19 protein-coding genes and 1 pseudogene are annotated in these 21,408 nt (G+C 62.4%); 9 read left to right on the top strand and 11 right to left on the bottom strand.

Annotated features, from left to right (window positions below; all coding sequences use genetic code 11):
• Nucleotides 1–292 precede the first annotated feature (292 nt).
• Nucleotides 293–919: a DUF922 domain-containing Zn-dependent protease gene (locus J2J99_RS12190; RefSeq protein ID WP_168300662.1), complete on the bottom strand. Its 627-nt coding sequence runs from the start codon at nt 917–919 to the stop codon at nt 293–295.
• Between the two features lie 102 nt (nt 920–1,021).
• Here J2J99_RS12190 and folP point away from each other — a divergent pair, with 102 nt between their 5' ends.
• The 3 genes from folP to folK are packed head-to-tail and all read left to right on the top strand — an operon-like array spanning nt 1,022 to nt 2,764.
• Nucleotides 1,022–1,891, top strand: coding sequence for a dihydropteroate synthase (gene folP, locus J2J99_RS12185; protein ID WP_168300663.1), 870 nt, complete (start codon nt 1,022–1,024; stop codon nt 1,889–1,891).
• Nucleotides 1,888–2,253 (top strand): dihydroneopterin aldolase, encoded by a 366-nt coding sequence (gene folB, locus J2J99_RS12180; RefSeq protein ID WP_168300664.1) that lies wholly within the window; start codon nt 1,888–1,890, stop codon nt 2,251–2,253. The genes folP and folB overlap by 4 nt, the downstream gene beginning before the upstream one ends.
• Nucleotides 2,246–2,764 carry a 2-amino-4-hydroxy-6-hydroxymethyldihydropteridine diphosphokinase gene (gene folK, locus J2J99_RS12175; protein ID WP_168300694.1) on the top strand — a complete coding sequence of 173 codons (519 nt, stop codon included), beginning with the start codon at nt 2,246–2,248 and terminating at the stop codon, nt 2,762–2,764. Before folB ends, folK begins: the two co-directional genes overlap by 8 nt.
• A gap of 68 nt (nt 2,765–2,832) precedes the next feature.
• Here the strand turns inward: folK and J2J99_RS12170 are convergent, their stop codons facing one another.
• The 4 genes from J2J99_RS12170 to J2J99_RS12155 form a co-directional block, all read right to left on the bottom strand.
• Nucleotides 2,833–3,384, bottom strand: a complete 552-nt coding sequence (locus J2J99_RS12170; RefSeq protein WP_168300665.1) for a hypothetical protein — start codon at nt 3,382–3,384, stop codon at nt 2,833–2,835.
• Nucleotides 3,385–3,594: 210 nt separating this feature from the next.
• Nucleotides 3,595–4,674, bottom strand: coding sequence for a YcjF family protein (locus J2J99_RS12165; protein WP_168300666.1), 1,080 nt, complete (start codon nt 4,672–4,674; stop codon nt 3,595–3,597).
• Entirely contained in the window at nt 4,671–6,146 is a 1,476-nt protein-coding gene (locus J2J99_RS12160; protein WP_168300667.1) for a YcjX family GTP-binding protein, read from the bottom strand. The genes J2J99_RS12165 and J2J99_RS12160 overlap by 4 nt, the downstream gene beginning before the upstream one ends.
• A 132-nt stretch (nt 6,147–6,278) precedes the next feature.
• Entirely contained in the window at nt 6,279–6,773 is a 495-nt protein-coding gene (locus J2J99_RS12155; protein WP_168300668.1) for a SixA phosphatase family protein, read from the bottom strand.
• Between the two features lie 275 nt (nt 6,774–7,048).
• Between J2J99_RS12155 and dksA the strand changes: the two genes are divergently transcribed.
• A complete protein-coding gene (dksA, locus tag J2J99_RS12150) occupies nt 7,049–7,468 on the top strand; it encodes an RNA polymerase-binding protein DksA (RefSeq protein ID WP_008525884.1) in 420 nt (139 codons plus the stop codon).
• Between the two features lie 144 nt (nt 7,469–7,612).
• On the opposite strand, the gene J2J99_RS12145 is transcribed toward dksA, so the two are convergent.
• Both J2J99_RS12145 and J2J99_RS12140 read right to left on the bottom strand, forming a co-directional pair.
• Nucleotides 7,613–8,311, bottom strand: a complete 699-nt coding sequence (locus tag J2J99_RS12145; RefSeq protein WP_246638588.1) for a DUF1062 domain-containing protein — start codon at nt 8,309–8,311, stop codon at nt 7,613–7,615.
• Nucleotides 8,312–8,717: 406 nt separating this feature from the next.
• Entirely contained in the window at nt 8,718–9,746 is a 1,029-nt protein-coding gene (locus tag J2J99_RS12140; RefSeq protein ID WP_205919096.1) for a flagellar biosynthetic protein FliO, read from the bottom strand.
• A gap of 298 nt (nt 9,747–10,044) precedes the next feature.
• Here J2J99_RS12140 and cckA point away from each other — a divergent pair, with 298 nt between their 5' ends.
• Complete coding sequence (cckA, locus tag J2J99_RS12135) at nt 10,045–12,648, top strand: cell cycle histidine kinase CckA (RefSeq protein WP_168300670.1); 2,604 nt, start codon at nt 10,045–10,047, stop codon at nt 12,646–12,648.
• Between the two features lie 34 nt (nt 12,649–12,682).
• A pseudogene (locus J2J99_RS33985) lies at nt 12,683–12,910 on the top strand (AAA family ATPase); the annotation flags it as partial.
• A gap of 164 nt (nt 12,911–13,074) precedes the next feature.
• Here J2J99_RS33985 and J2J99_RS12130 read toward each other — a convergent pair.
• The gene (locus J2J99_RS12130) at nt 13,075–14,001 is read right to left on the bottom strand and encodes a pseudouridine-5'-phosphate glycosidase (protein WP_168300671.1); all 927 of its coding nucleotides are present in this window, start codon (nt 13,999–14,001) and stop codon (nt 13,075–13,077) included.
• Nucleotides 14,002–14,090: 89 nt separating this feature from the next.
• A complete protein-coding gene (locus tag J2J99_RS12125) occupies nt 14,091–15,035 on the bottom strand; it encodes a carbohydrate kinase family protein (RefSeq protein WP_168300672.1) in 945 nt (314 codons plus the stop codon).
• A 228-nt stretch (nt 15,036–15,263) separates the two neighbouring features.
• Between J2J99_RS12125 and recA the strand changes: the two genes are divergently transcribed.
• The 3 genes from recA to J2J99_RS12110 all read left to right on the top strand — a co-directional run bounded on the left by recA (nt 15,264) and on the right by J2J99_RS12110 (nt 20,154).
• The gene (gene recA, locus J2J99_RS12120) at nt 15,264–16,352 is read left to right on the top strand and encodes a recombinase RecA (RefSeq protein WP_168300673.1); all 1,089 of its coding nucleotides are present in this window, start codon (nt 15,264–15,266) and stop codon (nt 16,350–16,352) included.
• Nucleotides 16,353–16,504: 152 nt separating this feature from the next.
• The gene (gene alaS / locus J2J99_RS12115; protein ID WP_168300674.1) at nt 16,505–19,159 is read left to right on the top strand and encodes an alanine--tRNA ligase; all 2,655 of its coding nucleotides are present in this window, start codon (nt 16,505–16,507) and stop codon (nt 19,157–19,159) included.
• 143 nt (nt 19,160–19,302) lie between these two features.
• Complete coding sequence (locus J2J99_RS12110; protein ID WP_168300675.1) at nt 19,303–20,154, top strand: AraC family transcriptional regulator; 852 nt, start codon at nt 19,303–19,305, stop codon at nt 20,152–20,154.
• Nucleotides 20,155–20,203: 49 nt separating this feature from the next.
• Here J2J99_RS12110 and J2J99_RS12105 read toward each other — a convergent pair whose 3' ends face one another.
• Together J2J99_RS12105 and J2J99_RS12100 are read right to left on the bottom strand one after the other, a co-directional pair.
• Nucleotides 20,204–20,830: a glutathione S-transferase family protein gene (locus J2J99_RS12105; protein ID WP_168300676.1), complete on the bottom strand. Its 627-nt coding sequence runs from the start codon at nt 20,828–20,830 to the stop codon at nt 20,204–20,206.
• 89 nt (nt 20,831–20,919) lie between these two features.
• On the bottom strand, nt 20,920–21,366 hold the full coding sequence (locus tag J2J99_RS12100) for a GNAT family N-acetyltransferase (RefSeq protein WP_168300677.1): 447 nt from the start codon (nt 21,364–21,366) through the stop codon (nt 20,920–20,922).
• Nucleotides 21,367–21,408 lie beyond the last annotated feature (42 nt).

Raw genomic sequence — 21,408 nt, 5'->3', positions numbered from 1 at the left:
TTTGCTGCCATAGCCACAAAAAGACGCCTCGCGCGCTGGTGCGAGCGAGGCGAGGCGGGCGCATTACCTGCGGATGAGGGAGGAACATCCGCGGCTTCAGAACGCGCCAGGAGAACCCAGCGAGAAAAGTCCAGATGCCATAGCTGAACTTTCGAATGTGTTCATATTAACGCGTTCCGGTTGAGTCTGCCAGGATGAAAAATGACCATTAAAACGCTGGGGCGCGCGCAAGTTTCGCACAAGTTTCATTGCGCAGCTAAGTTTTTCTCCTCGTAAGAAGTTTGAAAAACCGTTATTTTTCGCCGGCCCGACCGTTGATTCGATTATTCAGCAATCTCAGCATGCGCTTCTGGAAATTGACTGCTTCAACCCGGTCGAATCGCGCCTGTAGCCGATCGTGCTCCTCTATACCGCGAGCTGATTCGTTGGAGACGAGTTCCTGCATTGCCTCGCAGCTGCGCTGTTGCGGCAGGGCGCGGATGGCGCGTTCCATGGCGCGGGCCTGATCTCTGGCGATCTCCGCATGGCGCTCCTCGTGGCGCTTGATGTCGCTCGACAACGTGTCCCAGATCAACGACAGCTCCTTGCTGGCGCCTCGGCGGCTGTTCCAGCGCGGCAGGATGATTTGGGTGTGGACCGTGACCTTGACGTTGCCGACGCGGCAGCGGCCGTCATCCTGAATATAGGTGGCTTCGCCGCCGAAGCGGATCTTGGTGGCGCCGGGATGGCGCGCCGACGAGCCGCTCGCCGTCGGGCCGCGCCGGCTGAGTTCGCGGTCGAGCTCATCGGCGGTTTTGCCGCTGATGTCGAAATAGGAATAGCTTTTCGATGCGATCACTTCGGCTGCCGCGGGGCTGCTGATGGAAAGAGCAATGGAAAAGGCGACAGGAAGGCACATATAACGCACTGCAAGCGGCATTCTGAACGCAACCCATGTTGAAATCGGCAGGAGCTTGGGGCATAGCCACCGCAAGGGCAATATGGGGTGGCGGCTTTTTTCATCATCAATAGGACAAGTCTGGTGATAGGGTTCGAAGGCAGTTTATGGCGCGTCGGCCATGGCCGGGAGATCGAACTCGGCCGTCGTTCGGCGATCATGGCGATCATCAACGTGACGCCGGACTCCTTTTCCGATGGCGGACGCTTCAAAACTGTCGATGCCGCCGTCGAACACGCGCTGCAGGCAGTCAGCGATGGCGCCGCGATTGTCGACATCGGCGGCGAATCGACCCGACCGGGCGCAGCGTCGGTCAGCCCTTCGGAGGAGCAGGCGCGGGTGCTGCCCGTCATCGAGGCGCTGCGCGGCCGCACCCAAGCGCTGATATCCATCGACACCTATCGCGCCGACACGGCGCGGCTAGCGGTCAGCGCTGGCGCCCATATCGTCAACGACGTCTCCGGACTGCAGAAGGAGAGCGGTATCGCGGAACTGGCCGCGGCGACGGGGGCGGGACTCTGCATCATGCATACCGGCCGCGACAGGGTCAAACTTGCCGATGTGATCGCCGACCAGGTCCATTTCCTCGAACGGTCGCTTGCGATCGCCGCTGCGGCAGGTGTCAACAGCGACCGCATCGTGCTCGATCCGGGCTTCGGCTTCGCCAAGGAGACGGCGGAGGAGAACCTGGAACTGATGGCGCGGTTTTCCGAACTTTCGCGCTTCGGCCTGCCGTTGCTTGCCGGCACCTCACGCAAACGTTTTCTCGGCGCTGTGACGGGGCGGGATGCGCCGGACCGGGACGTGGCGACGGCTGCGACCAGCGTTCTGCTGCGGCTCCAAGGCGCTGCGGTTTTCCGGGTGCACAATGTCGCAATCAACAGGGATGCGCTTGATGTCGCCGATGCTATGCTCAATGCGCGCCAGGAATTTGAGAGGAAGCGGCCGACATGACCACCTACACGATCACGCTGCAGAACTGCGCCTTCTTCGCGCGCCACGGCGTACATGACGAGGAGGAATTCCTCGGCCAGCGTTTCTTCGTCGATGCCGAGCTCGATGTCGTCGCCGGCGAAGCGCTGAAAAGCGACTCGATCGACGATACCGTCAATTACGGCATCGCCTTCACCGTGATCGAGCAGATCGTCACCGGCAAGCGGCGCTATCTTATCGAAGCCCTGGCGCTCGATATCGCCAAGGGCCTCTGCGAGACATTTCCGCAGGTCAAGCGGGCGAAGATCACGGTGCGCAAGCCGAACGCGCCGGTGCCCGGCGTGCTTGATTTCGTGCAGGTGAGCGTTGAGCACTTTGCCTGAGGCCGCATCGCGATCCGCCACTCTCGGCCTCGGCGGCAATATCGGCGAGCCGGTGAAGGCGATGGCAGCGGCTTTGCAGAGGCTCGACGGGCGTGACGATTGCCGCGTTACCGCCGTGTCGCGGCTCTATCGCACGCCGCCCTGGGGCAAGACGGACCAATCGTTCTTCTTCAACGCCTGCGCCGCCGTCGAAACCCGGCTTCCTCCGGAATCTTTGCTCGATGTCTGCCTATCGATCGAACGGGAGATGAAACGCGAGCGTATCGAGCGCTGGGGGCCGCGCACGCTCGATATCGACGTGCTGACCTATGGCGACGTCGTCCAGGACGCGCCGCGGCTGGAACTGCCGCATCCGCGGATGACCGAGCGCGGTTTCGTGCTGATGCCGCTTGCCGATATTGCCCCGGGCCTTCTCGTCCGGGGGCGGCCGGTCAGCGACTGGCTACTCGACGCCGACGTGACGGGCATCGAGGTCGCCGATGACAGCGGCAACTGGTGGCGGAGCGCCTGAAGCAGGGCTCCTGAAACGCCAAACGGCGGGAAACCCGCCGCTTCAGGAAAATCCGTCATGCGATCTGTCTACTCGATCGAGCCCACGGCCATTTCATCGACCTGCCGCGTCAATGTCAGGCCGATGACAGGGATCATCTGGCTTTCGACCTTGACCGAAACGGTGACGTTCATCGTCTTGTCGTCACGCACGCGGGCAATCATCGCTCCATTCAGCTTGGCGCGGTTGATGCCGACCACGACGGTATCCTCGGTGACGGCACCGGAGACGACGTCAAGACCTTTGCCGGCGGCGCCGTCGAGAAACTTGCCTTTATAGCTGGAGCCCGACTGCGAGATGACAGCGGTCATCGGCTGCTTGAAGACGCCGACGCGGCAGGTGCCGTCGAGCTTGATGCCGGCATTGCTGTCGCCGGTGGGTTCGCCGATCAGGTTGCAGGTGAATTTGGTGCCCTTGTACTTGCCGGCGACGATCTCGCCGGGGCCCTTCCAGGAGCCGGCGACGGAATCGAAGAAGGCTTTGTCACGGGTTGCGGCGGTGGCTGCCGGAGCGACATCTGCGACCGGCGACAATGCCGCGGCGGCGAGGCCGCATACGAAGAGAAACTTGCGCGAATACATGGATTTTCCTTGGCAAACACCACTCACGAACTGGCTGCAAGTTTTGCCGAAGAATGGTTAACCCTTCCTTTCGATTGTGCCGAAATGCGAGGGGCTGCTAGGCCGTCATGCCGTGCGGTTATTAATGATCTTCCTATATCCTATTGAATATGCTTGCTTTATTCTATGTTGACGCTGGGGGAGGCGGAAGCCGTGGAATCGCCTCGTCAGTTAAGGACTGTTGCCGCGGGACGACATCGAAGGTGTGAGATCGGCGATGAAATCGCCGATTCCCGGTCGCTTCAGCGTGCGAAAGGCAAGCGGCCGGCAGAGATCCATGGCGGCGATTCCGATGCGGGCGGTCATCAGGCCGTTGATGACACCCTCGCCGAGTCGGGCCGATAGCTTCGAGGCCAGGCCATGGCCGAGCACCTGCTGGACAAGGCTGTCACCGACGGCGATCGAGCCGGTGACCGCCAGATGCGCCAGCACGTCGCGCAGAAGGCGGAACATGCCGAGCGTGCCGGGGCGGCCGCCATAGAGTTCCGCCATGGCGCGGATGAGGCGGACGGCCTCGTAGAGCACATAGAGCAGATCGACGACCGCGCGCGGGCTGACGGCGGTGACGATCGAGACACGCTTGGAGGCATTGACGATGAGGGCACGGGCCTTGCGGTCCAGCGGGGCGAGCAGTTCTCGTTCGGCCAAGGCGATCAGATGCGGGGGATCGATGACCTCACCCTCGGTCGCGTTCAGCGTCGCACGTCCCTTCGATGTTTCGGGATTGGCGGCAAGCAGCGTGGTGAGGCTCGCCACGACGGAGCGCGCCTTCACCGGTCGAGTTTCGAGGATGGCGGCTTCCGCTTCGGCCTTGATCGCCTGGACGGCGGCAAGGCGCATCATGCCTGCGGTCTCGCGGATGACGAGGGCAAGCACGGCGAGGATGCCGATCGTGAGCACGCCAAGGGCTGCGTAACCCAACCAGTCGGCGCGGGTGAAGAGATCGCTGATCAACTGGTCGGTCCAGAGCCCGAGGCTAAGCGACAGCAGGATGCCGAAGGCGGCGGCGGCGATCTTGCCAAAGGAGGTGCGGCGCTTGCGCGGCGTCGCGACCGGCAGCGCGTTGAGATCCATGTCAGGATTGATGAAGGGATCATCCTGGTCGGGCGTCTCGATGATATTTTCAGAGAAGCTTTCCGGTTTGCGCCGGCCTTGCTGCTGACGGCTGCTGACGTGCGGCTCGGATGCCTTGTCTTCGTAAGCGAAGGCTGCGGGTGGGCGGCGTGGCGGATCGGACGGGGGCTTACTCATGCGAGACGGTCTCCGAACAGGAACTGCATGGCGCGGTCGAGGCGGATATGCGGCACCGACAGCTTGACGCCGCCGCCGGTTTCCTCGAGATGCGGCGGGCGGAACCTGACGACATTGATTTCGGGCAGGGTTCCACCGATCTCGCCCGAGGCGATACGGTCAAACAGGCCTTCCGGATCCTGCGGCAGGTCGCCGGGAAAGATCGCGGTCTTTCTCTGGCCGTCGAAGCGCTCGCCGGCAATGGTTTCACCCGCCATCGGCGTACCGACGATCACGGGCAGGTCATGGCCGTCACGTTTGACCGACGCCTCTCGGGTGGCGCGCACGGAGGCCAGAGCCATGACATCGATGCCGGCGCCGGCCATGCCGATGCGGGCGATGGCGCGATCGACGAGGCGGCGGGTCAGCGCGTCGAGCCGGTCATGGCTCTCATGATGGAGATGGTCGGCCTTGGTGGCGGCGACCAGCACGCGGTCGATACGCCGGCCAAGCAGCGAGGAGAGCAGCGAATTGGTGCCCGGGCGGAAACAGGCGAGCACATCGGTCAGCGCGCGTTCCAGATCCTGGACGGCTTCCGGGCCGCGGTTCATCGCCTGCAGTGCGTCGACCAGCACGATCTGGCGGTCGAGCCGCGCGAAATGCTCGCGGAAGAAGGGTTTGACGACCACCGACTTATAGGCTTCGTATCGACGCTCCATCATCGCCCAGAGCGAGCCGCGACCGGGGCGTCCTTCGGGCTGCAGAGCGAGCGGAGCGAAGGTCAGCGCCGGCGAGCCGTCGAGATCGCCGGGCAGGAGCAGGCGGCCGGGCGGCAAGGTGGAGAGCGAACGTTCGTCGGCCTTGCAGGCCTTCAGATAGTCGGCGAAGGCAGTTGCAAGCTCGCGGGCCACCATCTCGTCGGCGCCGGCATTTATATCGGCCGCCCGTGTGAGCGCCAGCCAGCCCTGCGACAGTGCGGAGCGGACGCCGGTTTGCGCAAGCGCAATCGTCTCCTCGCTGAAGGTGCGATAATCCTTGCCGAGCAGTGGCAGGTCGAGCAGCCATTCACCGGGGTAATCGACGATATCGATCGACAGCCGGCCGGGTGAGAACAGGCGATTCCAGCCGCTGGCGCTCTGATAATCGAGCGTGATGCGCAATTCGGAAATGGCGCGGGTCGAATCCGGCCAGACGCGGTCCTTCACCAGCGCCCGGATATGGTCTTCATATTGAAAGCGAGGCACAGCATCATCAGGCTGCGGCTCGAGCCGCACGGCGGAAACGCGGCCCGATTGCACCGGTTCGAAAAGCGGCAGTCGGCCGCCATGCAGGAGATTGTGGACAAGCGAGGAGATGAAAACCGTCTTGCCGGATCGCGAGAGGCCAGTGACGCCGAGCCGCACGGTCGGATTGACGAGCCCATTCGCCCGGTCGGCGAGATTGTCGAAGGCGATGCGAGCATCGTCGGCAAGGGATGTCAGGCGTGGCGGCAAGGCGCGATTCCGATTGGTGACTGCCAGCAATATAGGAAGGCGGCGTTGTCCGAAAAAGAAGTGGCGCGAACGCATTTCCGTTTTCCGCGGATAAGGAAGGTTCCTGCCGCTCTTCGAATTGCTTCGACGATTTCAGACGACAATGAAATCGATCAGACGCCAGGCGTTAACGGACGCAGCGAAATCGATAACGGCAAGGCCTGCCGTCGGAAAGCCGCCGGGTAGGGCGCGGACCATCGCCTTGTGACCGATCAGTGTCTCCAGCGCCTGCTCCATGGTTGGATTGTGGCCGACCAGCATGACGGCCGTCGCCTCCTGCGCATCGATGATTTCGAGATAGGTGTCGACGGTGGCGTCATAGAGCGCATCGACATAGCGCACGTCGAGGGCGACGCCGACTGCCCGATGGACGGCGTCAGCAGTGTCTCGGCAGCGCAACGCCGTCGAACTGATGAGAAGATCCGGCCGGTAGCCCTTGTCGGCTGCCTTGTCGGCGATGATCTCGGCATCGCCATAACCTTTTTCGCTGAGCGGCCGGTCAAAATCGCGTTGCCCGGGTTCGGCCGGGGCGGCCTCGGCATGACGCAGGAGGTAGATGCGATGGGGCGGAGGCAGCGGTACGGTCATGGGCAAATCCAGGATCGGTGGGTCTTTTCAGTAGCGGTTGCGCTCAGCCGCCGTCAACCGCCAGCCGTGTCGCAAAACCGCAAAACGTGGCCGGTAACACGGCGTTTTGAAGGCGAAGCAAAAAATGTCAGCGGGAATAATCATGAGAAAATAGTCCGTTAGCTGAAAATTGTAACAGATTTAAAAATCTGTTTAGCTGTCGTATTTGGCTTGAATCGCGGCTAGCGCTTGGGATATACACCCGGCCAGATGAGATGTTCTTCAGGAGAATCGCGTTGAGTGAGAAGATCGATCTTAGCAATTACGTTCCCTCGGAAGAGGAAGAGTTCATGAACGTAAACCAGCGGGCCTACTTCAGGGCCAAGCTGGTCGCCTGGAAAAACGATATCCTTAGAGAAGCGCGCGAAACGCTCGACCATTTGGCTGAGGAAAGCGCAAACCACCCCGATCTCGCCGACCGAGCGTCTTCGGAAACCGACCGGGCGATCGAACTTCGTGCCCGTGACCGGCAGAGAAAGCTGATCTCCAAGATCGACGCGGCGCTGCAGCGAATCGAAGACGGCACCTACGGCTATTGCGAGGAAACCGGCGAACCGATCGGTCTCAAGCGCCTCGACGCCCGCCCGATCGCGACGTTGTCGATCGAGGCGCAGGAGCGCCACGAACGTCGCGAAAAAGTCTATCGCGACGAATGACGGTTTCCACGCAGGCAGAGATACATTGGGCGCCGCGATCTGATCGCGGCGCCTTCTTTGTCGTTGCACTGCCGGCTTCTCGATCGGCCTTCGTGCGCCGCCCATTAACGCGTTTCGTATCAAATTTGAATCATGCGACGCGCTTCAGCCTTTAGTTTTATCCATGTCGCCGTCCCCGAGCCGCCGCATGCTCCGGGGCGACCTGCATTGGAGCGGACCGCTTGTCGCCAGAGGTTTCCACAGTCGCTCCCGCTCGGGCTCCACGACGAGATCGATCGTGACGAGCGTGCCACTCCTTACCCTTCGCCGCATGATATCTGCGCCACCGGGGTCCGTTCGACACAGGCCCTGATCGTGCAAAGCCTGCAGGCGCGAGCGCGACATTTTCAACTCGAAGGCCAGCAGTCGATCCAGGCGGATGCTTGTCGCGAACTGCGCCGCCAGCTCGATTTCCAGGCATGTCCAGCCTGCGATCTCGTGCCGCGTCTCCTTGGCGATGTCGAATTCGGCGAATTCGTCCACGCGCTGTGATTTGCGCCGCAGCCCATCGAGATTGAAGCTTTCCGCGCGAACCCAATCCGGGTCATTGGACTGCAGCGCGTCGAGCAGCAGCGGATCGATGTCGCGGATATTCCGGCGCTCGAAGATTGGCCGGTTCCATGTCCTTTCGCAGGTAAGGCATTTGTAGATCAGCCAGGCGTCGAGCTTGCGACCGTTGGCATTCAGCCGGATCTTGCCGCTGGATCGGAAAGCTCTGAGGCCTCCGCATCCGCCACACGCAATCCATGGCTGGGGGGCTGTCTTGGGAATGATGGTCCATCGGACCCGAAGCGTCTTGCACATATCGTCTTGGTCTTCCGTTCGAAAGTCCACCAAGATGGTGCATGAGAAAGCCTTGCGGGCGCGGTGTGGCGATGTCGTGGGCGGCTGAAGAGCTGAGCAGCGGAGCTGCGCTGGCACATTGTAACAATGCCAAACCGGTCTCTCGCCACCACCCGATGAACATGGTCGCATGCCGCCAGCGTCTTGCTGTGCGGCAGTACGGGGTGAAACTGGAGTGAGACCGGCATTTACTTAGGCAAAGTGTAACCTCAATGCACCAGAGCTCTTCACGTCGATGATAACAAATGATCGACGCAGTGGGGAGGCCCGAAGAACTCCCGGAACGAGAAGCCGCCGCATTGGGGCATTTCTGCAACTTCATGATGAAGTGACCAATGCGGGCAACCGAGCTTCCGCGGTGCAACGATCACTTGTCGCGATTGACGCTCATTTCACCGAAAATGCGGGCAACTTCCTTCTGCAGTTCCGTGTCTGCGCCGGTGATCGGGGCAAGTTCGGGATCGCGGCGCGGCAGGTTGGCGGGCTGCGGCGCGGCCGGGCGCGGGGTCTGGTTTGCCGGAGCCGGCACGATGCGCTCGGCCGTCAGATTGTTTGCCATCTCCTGTTCCAGCACCCGCTGGAAATCATGGCGACTCGCCGCTGCCGATTGCGCAGCCGCTTCGTCCTCGGACGTCGCGGGCGCGGTGCGCGGCGCCGGCCTGTCGGGGGCGGAGACCTCGGGATCGATGCGCTGCTGCGGCAGGACCCGCTGGCGGGCGGCGTCAAGGATTTCGGCAGCACTCGCCGTATCGTGATACGGTGCGGGCTGTGCGACCCGGGGGGCAACCGGTTGTTCCGGCAGGCGCGGCTGGAGCGGAGCGGGACGCGGAGAATGATCGCGTTCGGCCGACAGCGGAGCCGCCGCGGGCTCCGCCGGAAGCGGGCTGGTGGCCACCGGCGGCGGCGCGGCTGGCTGGACCGGCGGTTCGGGGCGAGGACGCGGTACCAGCGCGGCTGGGGCCGCGAAGGCGGGTTCGGCGGCCGGCTCGCTGAGGGCGGCAACCGGCGGACGGCTTACGGAAACGGGCGGTGTTTCGGGGCGCGGGACTTTTGCTGGCCGCTCAGCGGCCGGCTCGGGCCGTCTGACGCTTTCGGACTGTTCGGGCGCTTCGGCCAGGATCCGGCTTTCGATGACGATGTCGGTCGGACCGCCGATCATGATCAGATGTTCGACGTCGTCACGGCGCACCAGCACCAGCCGGCGGCGGGTATCGACGGCCGCTGCATCCAGCACCTGCAGGCGGGGCTGACGGTTGCGGCCGCCACGTATGAAGGGCGAGGGGGCGCGGCTTCGGATCAGCCAGAGCGCCAGAATGAGCAGGAGAAGCGCCAAGCCGACGCCACCGGCCGCAAGCAGGAAACGGCTGCCGTAAGCTGCGACAAGATCATCGAACATAGTCACTCACTCCATTTCGCATTCGGCACATATTGACGACTTTTCCGTTCCTTAAACAAGGGCCGAAGGTCCTGTCCAGTGACGCACAAAGGCGATTTCCTATTGTGCCGGAAGTCGGCTGCCGCCTTGTGCGCGGGCGGCGGCTTCCGGGGCAGATGGCACTCTAGCCTGTGAATTCAAGCAGTCTTGCCGGTGACCGGTGTTTTTGCCGGCGTGGCAAATTGCTAAGAAGGAAAGAGTGCCTGATTCCTGCTTCGTGTTCGTGCTATGAAATGGGAAGGGCTTATGCGAGGAATACATGACGAAACCGCGTCAGGCCGACGACTATAACGCACCGCTTGTGGATCGTGGGGGGCGTTCTGGCACGGTTTTGCGGATTCTCCTATTGGCGCTCGTGCTGATTGCGGCAGCCGGTGCCTTCGTCGTCTTCAAAAGATCACTCGACAACGAGATGGTGCTCGGCGGCCTCGGCGTGCTCGCCATGGTCGGGATATTCTTCCTGGTCTCTTCGGTTATCGGCTTCATCGAGGTGATGCCGCAGCACCAGTCCGACAGTCTGGCGCGCGCCTTTCTCAACAGCCACCCGGACGGGACGCTGATCACCGACGACAAGGGCCGCATCATCTATGCGAACGCTGCCTACGGCGCGCTGACCGGGGCGCGCAAGGCGACCGAAGTGCAGACGCTCGAAACGCTGCTATCGCGCCATCGCGAGTCCAACGAAGCGCTCTACCGGCTGGTCAACGGTCTGCGCGAGGGCAAGGAGGGGCGCGAGGAATTCCGTCTTCTGCGCGCCGTCGGCCCCGGCTCCAACAGCTCGGGCGCGCATTGGTATCGGCTGAAGGCGCGGCTGCTGCATCAGGAGGACAATGGCGGCAAACCGCTGCAGATCTGGCAGATCACCGATATCACCGCCGAACGCGACGATCAGGAGCGATTTTTCAAGGAACTGCAGAACGCGATCGACTATCTCGATCACGCACCTGCCGGCTTCTTCTCCGCCGGCCGGAAGGGCGAAATCTTCTACCTGAATGCAACGCTTGCCGAATGGCTGGGCCTCGACCTGACCAAGTTCCTGCCGGGCTCGATGTCGATCGGCGACCTCGTGGCCGGCGAAGGGCTGGCCCTGATCCAGTCGGTGCAGGCCGAACCCGGCCTGAAGAAGACCGTGACTCTCGATCTCGACCTGCGCAAGACCAACGGCCAGAGCCTGCCAGTGCAGATCATCCACAGCGTCACCTCGATGCGCGACGGCGCGCCCGGCGAAAGCAGGACGATCGTGCTGGCGCGCGAAAAGAGCAGCGAGGGCGGCCAGTCCGCTTCGGCCGCCGCCATGCGCTTCACTCGCTTCTTCAACAATACGCCGATGGCGATCGCCTCGGTTGATGGCGACGGGCGCATTCTGCGCACCAATGCGCCGTTCCTGAAGCTGTTTTCCGGCGTCGTGTCGCGCGACGATCTCGAGAAGTCGCCCTCTCTCGAAACCATCGTGCAAGAGAGCGATCGGCCGCAGCTGGCCGCGGCGCTGGCGGCGGCCAAGGACCGGCAGGGTGACATTGCTCCGCTCGATACCCGCACGGCGACCGACGAGGCGCGCTATTTCCGCTTCTATGTCAATGCTGTCATCGACCAGAGCGACGAGGCGCCGGAGGAGGCGGCGATCGTCTATGCTGTCGAGGTGACCGAGCAGAAGGCGCTTGAAGCGCAGATGGCGCAGACGCAGAAGATGAACGCTGTCGGAACGCTTGCCGGCGGCATCGCGCACGACTTCAACAATGTGCTGACGGCGATCCTGCTGTCGTCCGACCATCTGCTGCTGCAGGCACGTCCTTCCGATGCGAGCTTCGCCGACCTAATGGAGATCAAGCGCAACGCCAACCGCGCCGCGGTGCTGGTGCGCCAGTTGCTTGCCTTCTCGCGCAAGCAGACGATGCGCCCGTCGGTGCTGAACCTGACGGATGTGGTCGGCGACCTGCGCATGCTGGTCGACCGGCTGCTCTCCGGCACCAACGTCAAACTCGATGTGCAATATGGCCGGGATCTCTGGCCCGTCAAAACCGACCTGTCGCAATTCGAGCAGGTGCTGATCAATCTTTGCGTCAATGCGCGCGATGCGATGCCCGATGGCGGCACGCTGACGCTGCGAACCCGGAATCTGACGGCTGCCGAAGTGTCTGCCTTCAACTATTCCTATATGCCTGCCGAGGACATGGTGCTGGTCGAGGTCACCGATACCGGCACCGGCATCGCGCCTGACATCATGGACAAGATCTTCGAGCCCTTCTTCACCACCAAGGATGTCGGCAAAGGCACCGGGCTTGGCCTTGCCATGGTCTACGGCATCGTCAAGCAGTCGGGCGGTTACATCCAGCCGGAATCCGAAGTCGGCAAGGGCACGACCTTCCGCGTCTTCCTGCCGCGCCATATCCCCGAGCCGGCGGTTGCCGCCGAAGCCGGGGCGATCGACAGCGCCATTGCCGCAGTCGGCGCGCCCACCGAGGCCCCCGCCGCGCAGCAGCCCGAGGACCTGACAGGCTCTGCCGTCGTCCTTCTCGTCGAAGACGAGGAGGCGGTGCGCCGCGGCGGCAAGCGGATGCTGGAAACGCGCGGCTACACCGTCCATGAGGCGGGATCGGGCGTTGAGGCGCTGAGCATCATGGAAGAGCTTGAGGGCAAGGTCGACATCGTCGTTTCCGACGTCGTCATGCCTGAAATGGACGGCCCGACGTTGCTGCGTGAGCTGCGCAAGAACTATCCCGACCTGAAGTTCATCTTCGTCTCCGGCTACGCCGAGGACGCCTTTGCCCGCAACCTGCCGCCGGATGCGAAATTCGGGTTCCTGCCGAAGCCGTTTTCGCTGAAACAGCTGGCTGTGGTCGTGAAGGAGACGCTGGATAGTTAGCAGCTCCGCTGTGAATCCCACCTGAACGCGACGCTGCTGGAACGAAGCTCGCGCGGTTGGCGCCCGGGTCGTCTTCCTCGACGTTCCCTTCGCCGAGCTTTGCGATCGAGTCTCCCGGCGAAACGCCGAGCGTCCAGTCGGCGCGTTCGACATCTCGCCGCCGGACCTGCTTGGGTGTTCGAAGCTGTTCGAGCCGCCAACCGCTGGGGAGTTGGCGCTTTACGATCGGCCAACCCAGCCGGCCATCACCGCCTTTACGTGACGCGCGACCCCTCTGGCCTGCCAGCCAACTCCCCACAGATGGCGGAGCGGGAGGAGCAAGCCTCTTGTGGATCTCCAGATTTGTGGAGATGGCCGGCAGGCCAGAGGGGTGCCTCACGGCAGTACAATTGTTGCGCGGGACGGGCCGGCGAAGCCGCTAATCGCTTATGACCCGAGCGCCACCGCAATCTCTGCCGCCAGCCGCGCATTGTTCTCGACAAGCGCGATATTCGTTTTCAGGCTCTGGCCGTCCGTGAGGTCGAAAATCGTCGAGAGCAGATAGGGTGTTACCGCCTTGCCGGTCACTTCGTCGCGTTCGGCGCTGTCCAGGGCCCGCTCGATGTAGATCTCCATCTCCTCGCGCGGGATCTCGTCGGCTTCCGGCACCGGATTGGCGATCAGCATGCCGCCGTCGATGCCGAGCTGTTCGCGCGTCGCCTGGAAATTGGCAATGGCCGCCGGGCTGTTCAGCGACAGCGGGCTGCGAAGCCCCGAGGAACGCGACCAGAAAGCCGGGAATTCTTCGCTCTCATAGGTGACGACAGGCACGCCGCGGGTTTCCAGCACTTCCAGCGTCTTCGGAATGTCGAGGATCGCCTTGGCGCCGGCGCAGACGACGATGACACCGGTGCGGGCCAGTTCCTCGAGATCGGCCGAGATATCGAAGGTTTCCTCGGCGCCGCGGTGCACGCCGCCGATGCCGCCCGTCGCAAAGACGCGGATGCCGGCGCGCGCCGCAGCGATCATCGTCGCCGCGACCGTGGTGGCGCCGGTGCGGCGTTCGGCGATCGCAAAGGCGAGATCGGCGCGCGATACCTTCATCACGTCGGTCGCCTTGGCGAGCTGCTCCAGTTCGGCTGCCTCGAGACCGACATGCAGCGTGCCGTGAATGACGGCGATCGTTGCCGGCACCGCACCCTGTTCGCGAATGATGGTCTCGACGCTGCGGGCCATCTCGATATTGCCGGGATAGGGCATGCCGTGGGTGATGATGGTCGATTCCAGCGCCACCAGCGGTGCGCCGCGCTGCTTGGCGTTGGCGACCTCCTTGGAATAGGCAATCGGCAGAAGAGGGGAGGTGGGCTGGGTCATGATCTTTGTCCTGTCGTCGATAGAACGTGATGCCGAATGTGTCAGCGGTTTGCCGACGGCATCATGCTCAATTGTTTCATTTGGTCGCTTCAATGCAGAATTCTGATTTCGGGAACAAGGGCAAGCGCCTCATTCAGCAGATCCGGGGTCAGATTTTCGTTGACGGCATGCAGCGACTGCACGGTCAGCGCTGCTGCCGCGGTGCCGTAGCGGATGGCTTGCTCGAGCGGCAGGCCATGCATCAAGGCAGCGAGCGTGCCGGCGGCAAGGGAATCGCCGGCGCCGGTGACATCGGCGAGAGTCTCGGCGATCGGCGGCTGCAGCGCCACCGCGCGGCCGCCGCAAAGCGCGACGAGTTCGCGTCGGCCGCGGGTGACGACGGCGCTCCTGATGCCGATCTCGTTCAGCAGCGGCGGCCAGCCGCCGGCGTCGTCCGGCCGTTCACCGGCAAGGGCGGCGGCTTCGGCCTCGTTCAGGAACAGGTAGTCGATATCCCCGATGCAGGGTTTCAGCCTGACGACCTTAGCCGGCGAAATGGCGATCGCCGCAACCGGTTTGCCCAGCGATCGCGCCTTGGCGACGATTGCCGCGATCGTCTCTTCCGGCAGATTGGCGTCGAAAAGGATGAAATCATGCGCGGCGAAAGCCTCGCGCACCCAGCGGATGGAGAGGCGCCGCGGCACGAAGAAGCGGTAGAGATCCATATCGGCAAGAGCGATCACGAGGTTGCCGTCCTTTTCGATGATCGCGGTGTAGCTCGGTGACTTGCGGTCGAGGAAAACGAACGGCCGGTCGTCGATGCCGGCGAAATCGGCAGCTTCGCCGACCATCTCGCCAATGGGATCTCCGCCGCGCGGCGAAATCATCGTCACCTGAAAACCGAGCCTTGCAAGGTTGCGCGCCGCATTGAAGCCGCCGCCGCCCGGCTCCTCGAACCAGGTGCCGGGATTGCTGGCGCCCGGTGCCGTTTCTCCGGAAATGCGGCCGCGCCGGTCGATATGGGCGCCGCCGAGAACAAGAATCTTTTTCTCCATTTCAATCGCCTTCCGATGCCAGAAGCGCGAATCGAGACGGTGCCAGCTGGCGCGACAAACCCGGCGGATCTCGCCTAAGCCGTTGCTTTGCATCGATAAAACAAATATAGAACACGGGCTGTTTTACCTTTTTCTTTCAATCGTTTGATCGCCTATTGCGGGGCTAGAACAAATAGGGTACAAACTCGACATTGCTTGGGCGGCTTCAATAACCTAAAGGTGGATCAGATGTCTCAGAATTCATTGCGGCTGGTAGAGGACAAATCGGTGGACAAAAGCAAGGCGCTTGAAGCGGCACTCTCACAGATTGAGCGGTCGTTCGGCAAGGGCTCGATCATGAAACTCGGCTCCAACGAGAACGTCATCGAAATCGAGACGATTTCGACGGGTTCGCTTGGGCTCGATATCGCGCTTGGCGTCGGTGGTCTGCCGAAGGGCCGCATCATCGAAATTTACGGGCCGGAAAGCTCGGGTAAAACGACGCTTGCGCTGCAGACCATCGCTGAATCGCAGAAGAAGGGCGGCATCTGCGCCTTTGTCGATGCCGAACATGCGCTCGATCCCGTCTATGCCCGCAAGCTGGGCGTCGATCTCCAGAACCTTCTGATCTCCCAGCCCGATACAGGCGAGCAGGCGCTTGAGATTACCGATACGCTGGTGCGCTCCGGCGCCGTCGACGTTCTGGTCGTCGACTCGGTTGCTGCACTGACGCCGCGCGCCGAAATCGAGGGCGAAATGGGCGACAGCCTTCCCGGCCTTCAGGCGCGCCTGATGAGCCAGGCGCTGCGCAAGCTGACCGCCTCGATCTCCAAGTCGAATACCATGGTGATCTTCATCAACCAGATCCGCATGAAGATCGGCGTCATGTTCGGTTCGCCGGAAACGACGACGGGCGGCAATGCGCTGAAATTCTATGCTTCCGTGCGCCTCGACATCCGCCGCATTGGTTCGGTCAAGGAGCGCGAAGAGGTGATCGGCAACCAGACCCGCGTCAAGGTCGTCAAGAACAAGATGGCGCCGCCCTTCAAGCAGGTCGAATTCGACATTATGTATGGTGAAGGCGTGTCGAAGACCGGCGAACTCGTCGATCTCGGCGTCAAGGCTGGTATCGTCGAAAAGTCCGGCGCCTGGTTCTCCTATAATAGCCAGCGTCTCGGCCAAGGCCGCGAAAACGCCAAGACCTTTCTGCGCGACAATCCGGATCTCGCCCGTGAGATCGAGCTGGCGTTGCGCCAGAATGCCGGTCTCATCGCCGACCGTTTCCTGCAGAACGGCGGACCGGATGCAGACGACGGCGATGCCGCCGCGGATTTGTAATTTCCGCTTTTGAACGCATCGACCATTCAACCGGCCGCATTCCTGATGAGAATGCGGCCGGTTTCGTTTGTCGGCTGGACAGTGGCGGAGGCGAACGTTAAAAGCCGATGGATTTGTATTTATCTGCCTCCGGCAGCATTGAAGGGCATAGAATGAGCGGCGTGAACGATATCCGGTCGACCTTCCTCGACTATTTCCAGAAGAACGGCCACGAGATCGTTCCGTCGAGCCCGCTCGTGCCGCGCAACGACCCGACGCTGATGTTCACCAATGCCGGCATGGTGCAGTTCAAGAACGTCTTCACCGGCCTGGAAAAGCGTCCTTATTCCACTGCGACGACCTCGCAGAAATGCGTGCGCGCCGGCGGAAAGCATAACGATCTCGACAATGTCGGCTATACCGCGCGCCACCTGACTTTCTTCGAAATGCTCGGCAACTTCTCATTTGGCGACTATTTCAAGGAGAATGCGATCGAGCTTGCCTGGAAGCTCGTGACCGAAGGTTTCGACCTGCCGAAGCATCGCCTGCTGGTAACCGTCTATTCGGAAGACGAGGAGGCAGCAACGCTGTGGAAGAAGATTGCCGGTTTTTCCGACGATAAGATCATCCGCATCCCGACTTCCGACAATTTCTGGCAGATGGGCGATACCGGTCCGTGCGGTCCATGCTCTGAAATCTTCATCGACCAGGGCGAGAACGTCTGGGGCGGCCCTCCCGGTTCGCCGGAGGAAGACGGCGACCGGTTCCTGGAGTTCTGGAATCTCGTCTTCATGCAGTTCGAACAGATCGAGCCCGGCGTTCGCAATCCGCTACCGCGTCCGTCGATCGACACCGGCATGGGCCTTGAGCGCATGGCCTGCATTCTCCAGGGCGTACAGAGCGTCTTCGACACGGATTTGTTCCGCACGCTGACCGGCGCCATCGAAGATGCCGTCGGCGTCAAGGCCGAGGGCAATGCCAGCCATCGCGTCATCGCCGATCACCTGCGCTCTTCGGCCTTCCTGATCGCCGACGGCGTCCTGCCTTCGAACGAAGGCCGCGGTTATGTGCTGCGCCGTATCATGCGCCGCGCCATGCGCCATGCTCAGCTTCTCGGCGCCAAGGAGCCACTGATCTGCAAGCTGCTGCCGACGCTGGTGCAGCAGATGGGCCGGGCCTATCCGGAGCTTGTGCGTGCCGAAGCGCTGATCTCCGAGACGCTGAAGCTCGAGGAAAACCGATTCCGCAAGACGCTGGAGCGCGGCCTGTCGCTTCTGTCCGATGCGACTGCCGACCTTTCCAAGGGCGACATGCTGGATGGCGAGACGGCTTTCAAGCTCTACGATACCTACGGCTTCCCGCTCGACCTGACGCAGGATGCGCTGCGTGCCCGTGAAATCGGTGTCGACATCTCCGGCTTCACCGACGCGATGCAGCGCCAGAAAGCCGAAGCCCGGTCGCATTGGGCCGGTTCCGGCGAGAAGGCGACCGAAACCGTCTGGTTCGAGCTCAGGGAAAAGCATGGCGCAACCGAGTTCCTCGGTTACGACACTGAAGCAGCCGAAGGGGTGGTGCAGGCAATCGTCAAGGACGGCGCTGTCGCCGAAGGAGCCAAGGCTGGCGACAAGGTGCAGATCGTCGTCAACCAGACGCCGTTCTACGGCGAATCCGGTGGCCAGGTGGGCGATACCGGCGTCATATCGTCCGATCACGGAAAGATCGAGATATCCGACACGCAGAAGAAGGGCGAAGGCCTCTTCGTGCATTCCGGAACCGTGGTCGAAGGCGCAATCAACGCCGGCGACGCCGTTGCCTTGATGGTCGATCATGCCCGCCGTTCGCGCCTGCGCGCCAACCACTCGGCAACCCATTTACTGCATGAAGCGCTGCGCGAGGTGCTCGGTACGCATGTTGCCCAGAAGGGGTCGCTGGTCGCGCCGGAGCGCCTGCGTTTCGACGTTTCGCATCCGAAGCCGATGACGGCCGAAGAGTTGAAGATCGTCGAAGAGATGGCAAACGAGATCGTGCTGCAGAATGCGCCGGTCACGACCCGCCTGATGAGTGTCGACGACGCCATTGCGGAAGGCGCCATGGCGCTGTTCGGCGAGAAATACGGCGATGAGGTGCGGGTCGTCTCGATGGGCACGGGCCTTCGTGGCGCCAAGAGCAACAAGCCTTACTCGGTCGAGCTTTGCGGCGGCACGCATGTGTCGGCGACCGGCCAGATCGGCCTTGTCCGCATCCTCGGTGAGAGCGCCGTCGGCGCCGGCGTTCGCCGTCTCGAAGCGGTGACCGGCGAATCGGCGCGCGAATATCTCGCCGAGCAGGATGATCGCGTAAAGACGCTCGCCGCCTCGCTGAAAGTTCAGCCGTCGGAGGTTCTGTCGCGCGTCGAGGCGCTGATGGATGAGCGCCGCAAGCTGGAAAAGGAATTGGCCGACGCCAGGCGTAAGCTCGCCATGGGTGGCGGGCAGGGTGGTTCTGCCGATGCCGTGCGCGACGTCGCCGGGATCAAGTTCCTCGGCAAGTCGATATCGGGCGTCGATCCAAAGGACCTTAAAGGTCTTGCCGATGACGGCAAGACCAGCATCGGCTCCGGCGTCGTCGCCCTTATCGGCGTATCCGAAGACGGCAAGGCGAGTGCGGTCGTCGCGGTCACGCCGGATCTCGTCGAGCGCTACAGCGCGGTCGAACTTGTCCGCGTTGCCTCGGCAGCCCTCGGCGGCAAGGGCGGCGGTGGCCGCCCCGACATGGCGCAGGCTGGCGGTCCGGATGGATCGAAGGCCGATGAGGCGATCGAGGCGGTAGCTTTGGCGCTCGCCGGCTGACGCGTCGGATCCATCAAATTATTTGAAAAGGCGGAGGCTCGGCTTCCGCCTTTTTTCATATCTGAGCCTCGCGGCAGGTCCGCAGGATTTGTCAAATCGGGATATGGTTTTCTGCAGGCGATCGATTTGCATAGGGCCTTGACATGAACGGCGAAACGGCATGGGCGCTTTATGAAACCCGTCTGCGGCGGGTTTCGGCCTATATTCACGACCACCTTGAAGAGGAACTGGATATGGAGCGCCTGGCCGAAATTGCCTGCCTGTCGAGCTATCACTGGCACAGGATCTACCGGGCGATTTATGGCGAGACGCTGGCGGCCACCGTCAAACGGCTCAGGCTGCATCGGGCGGCGGGAGAGATCGTCGGCACGGAGCTTGCCGTCAGTGAGATTGCGAAGCGATCAGGCTATCCCAACCTCCAATCCTTCAATCGGATTTTCAAGTCGGTCTACGGCATGCCGCCGGCCCGTTACCGGAAAGCGGGAAGCCACACAGCCTTCCACCCCTCACCTCACGGAAAGACCAAAGCCATGTTCGACGTTACCATACGCGAGATCGCGCCGACCGAGCTTATCGGTGTTGCCCATAGCGGTCCCTACATGCAGATCGGCAAAGCCTTCGAGACATTGTTCGGCACGCTTTACGCCCGCGGCCTCGCCAGGCCGGACATGCGGATGATCGGTGTCTATCTCGACGATCCCGATATTGTGCCGGCCGAACAGCTGCGCTCGATCGCCTGTGTGACCGGCTCCGCCGATGTTCCGGCCGAAGCGCCGTTTGAGCGGCGCAGGATCGACAGCGGCGACTATGCCGTGCTGCGCCACAAAGGTCCCTATGCCGACATGTATAAGGCCTATCAGTGGCTCTACGCGGAGTGGCTGCCAAAGTCAGGACGGCAGCTGAAGGACAGCATCATGTTCGAGGAGTATCTGAACAACCCGCGCGAGGTGCCGCCGACCGAACTGATGACGGATATTCACATGCCGCTCGCCTGACGGCGGACATCCCCGACGCGGCTGCTTGGCGGTCGCGTCGGTTTGACGGTCAGGCGGCCTGCATCGTCTTGCTGGCCTCGTCGTCCAGCGCGTTTGCGCGTTTATGCGCCTCGCGCTTGCTGATGCGGCCGAAATAATCGATGAAGGCCTGGCGCTTTTCAATGCTGCCGAAACCGAGGCCCCAGCCGATATGTGCGCCGACATAGACGTCGGCGGCGGTGAAGCGTTCGCCGGTGACATAGGTCGAGCCGGAGACGGCCATTTCGAGCGTGTTCATGACGTCGCCGAAACCGCCGCAGCCGGCCATGCGCAGGCGTTCGGCGGGAATTTCGAAGCCGAGCGCTTTCATCGTTACCGCCGATTCAAGAGGGCCGGCGGCAAAGAACAGCCAGCGGTAATAGGCGGCGCGCTCCTCCGGCCTCGGCGCCAGACCCTTTTCCGGAAAGGTTTCGGCAAGATAGGCGCAGATCGCTGCGCATTCGGTGACGATGGTGTTGCCGTGGCGGATCGCCGGCACCTTGCCCATCGGATTGACCTTGAGATATTCCGGCGCCTTCATGGTTTCACCGAAGGTCAGGAGTTCGGTGCGATAGGGCTGCCCGATCTCCTCCAGCATCCAGCGCGCGATGCGTCCGCGCGACATCGGGTTGGTATAGAATACCAGTTCTTCGGTCATGACATCCTCATCGTGTAGCGATTATTTCAGGCGTTTCCCGCTCGGCAGAATCAATAGAGCGGCAAGATCCTTGTGCAACCCCCCGGCGTTCAAAGCGCCTTGCGGTACTGGATGAATCCCGAGCGTTCGGCGATCCTGTCGTAGAGGCGCCGGGCGGTGACATTGCCTTCATGGGTCATCCAGTAGAGCCGGCCGGCACCGTTTTGCCGTGCCAGCCCGGCGACAGCCTCGATCAGCGCGGCTCCGGTGCCGAGCCCGCGTTGGCTGTCCTCGACATAAAGGTCCTGCAGATAGCAGGTCCATTGCGGCAGCCAGCAGGAGCGATGGAAGATCGCGTGGACGATGCCGACGAGGCGGCCGTCTTCGTCGAAGGCGCCGAGCGCGTGCATCGGTTCGTCGGGATCGTGGAAGCGGCCCCAGGTGAGGTCCGTGGTTTCAGGCGGGATGACTACTTCGTAGAAACGCTGGTAAGCCGCCCATAAGGGTTCCCAGGCGGCGCGGTCGGAGGGCTCAAGTGGTCGCAGGATGGCCGTCATCGGTTCATTCCCAAATAAAACGGCGGGGAAATCCCCGCCGTT

The sequence above is a fragment of the Rhizobium binae genome, from assembly GCF_017357225.1.
In the GTDB taxonomy this organism is placed as follows: Bacteria; Pseudomonadota; Alphaproteobacteria; order Rhizobiales; family Rhizobiaceae; genus Rhizobium; species Rhizobium binae.
The sequence above is the reverse complement of the archived record's forward strand: the minus strand, read 5'-3'. Positions and strand labels throughout refer to the sequence as shown.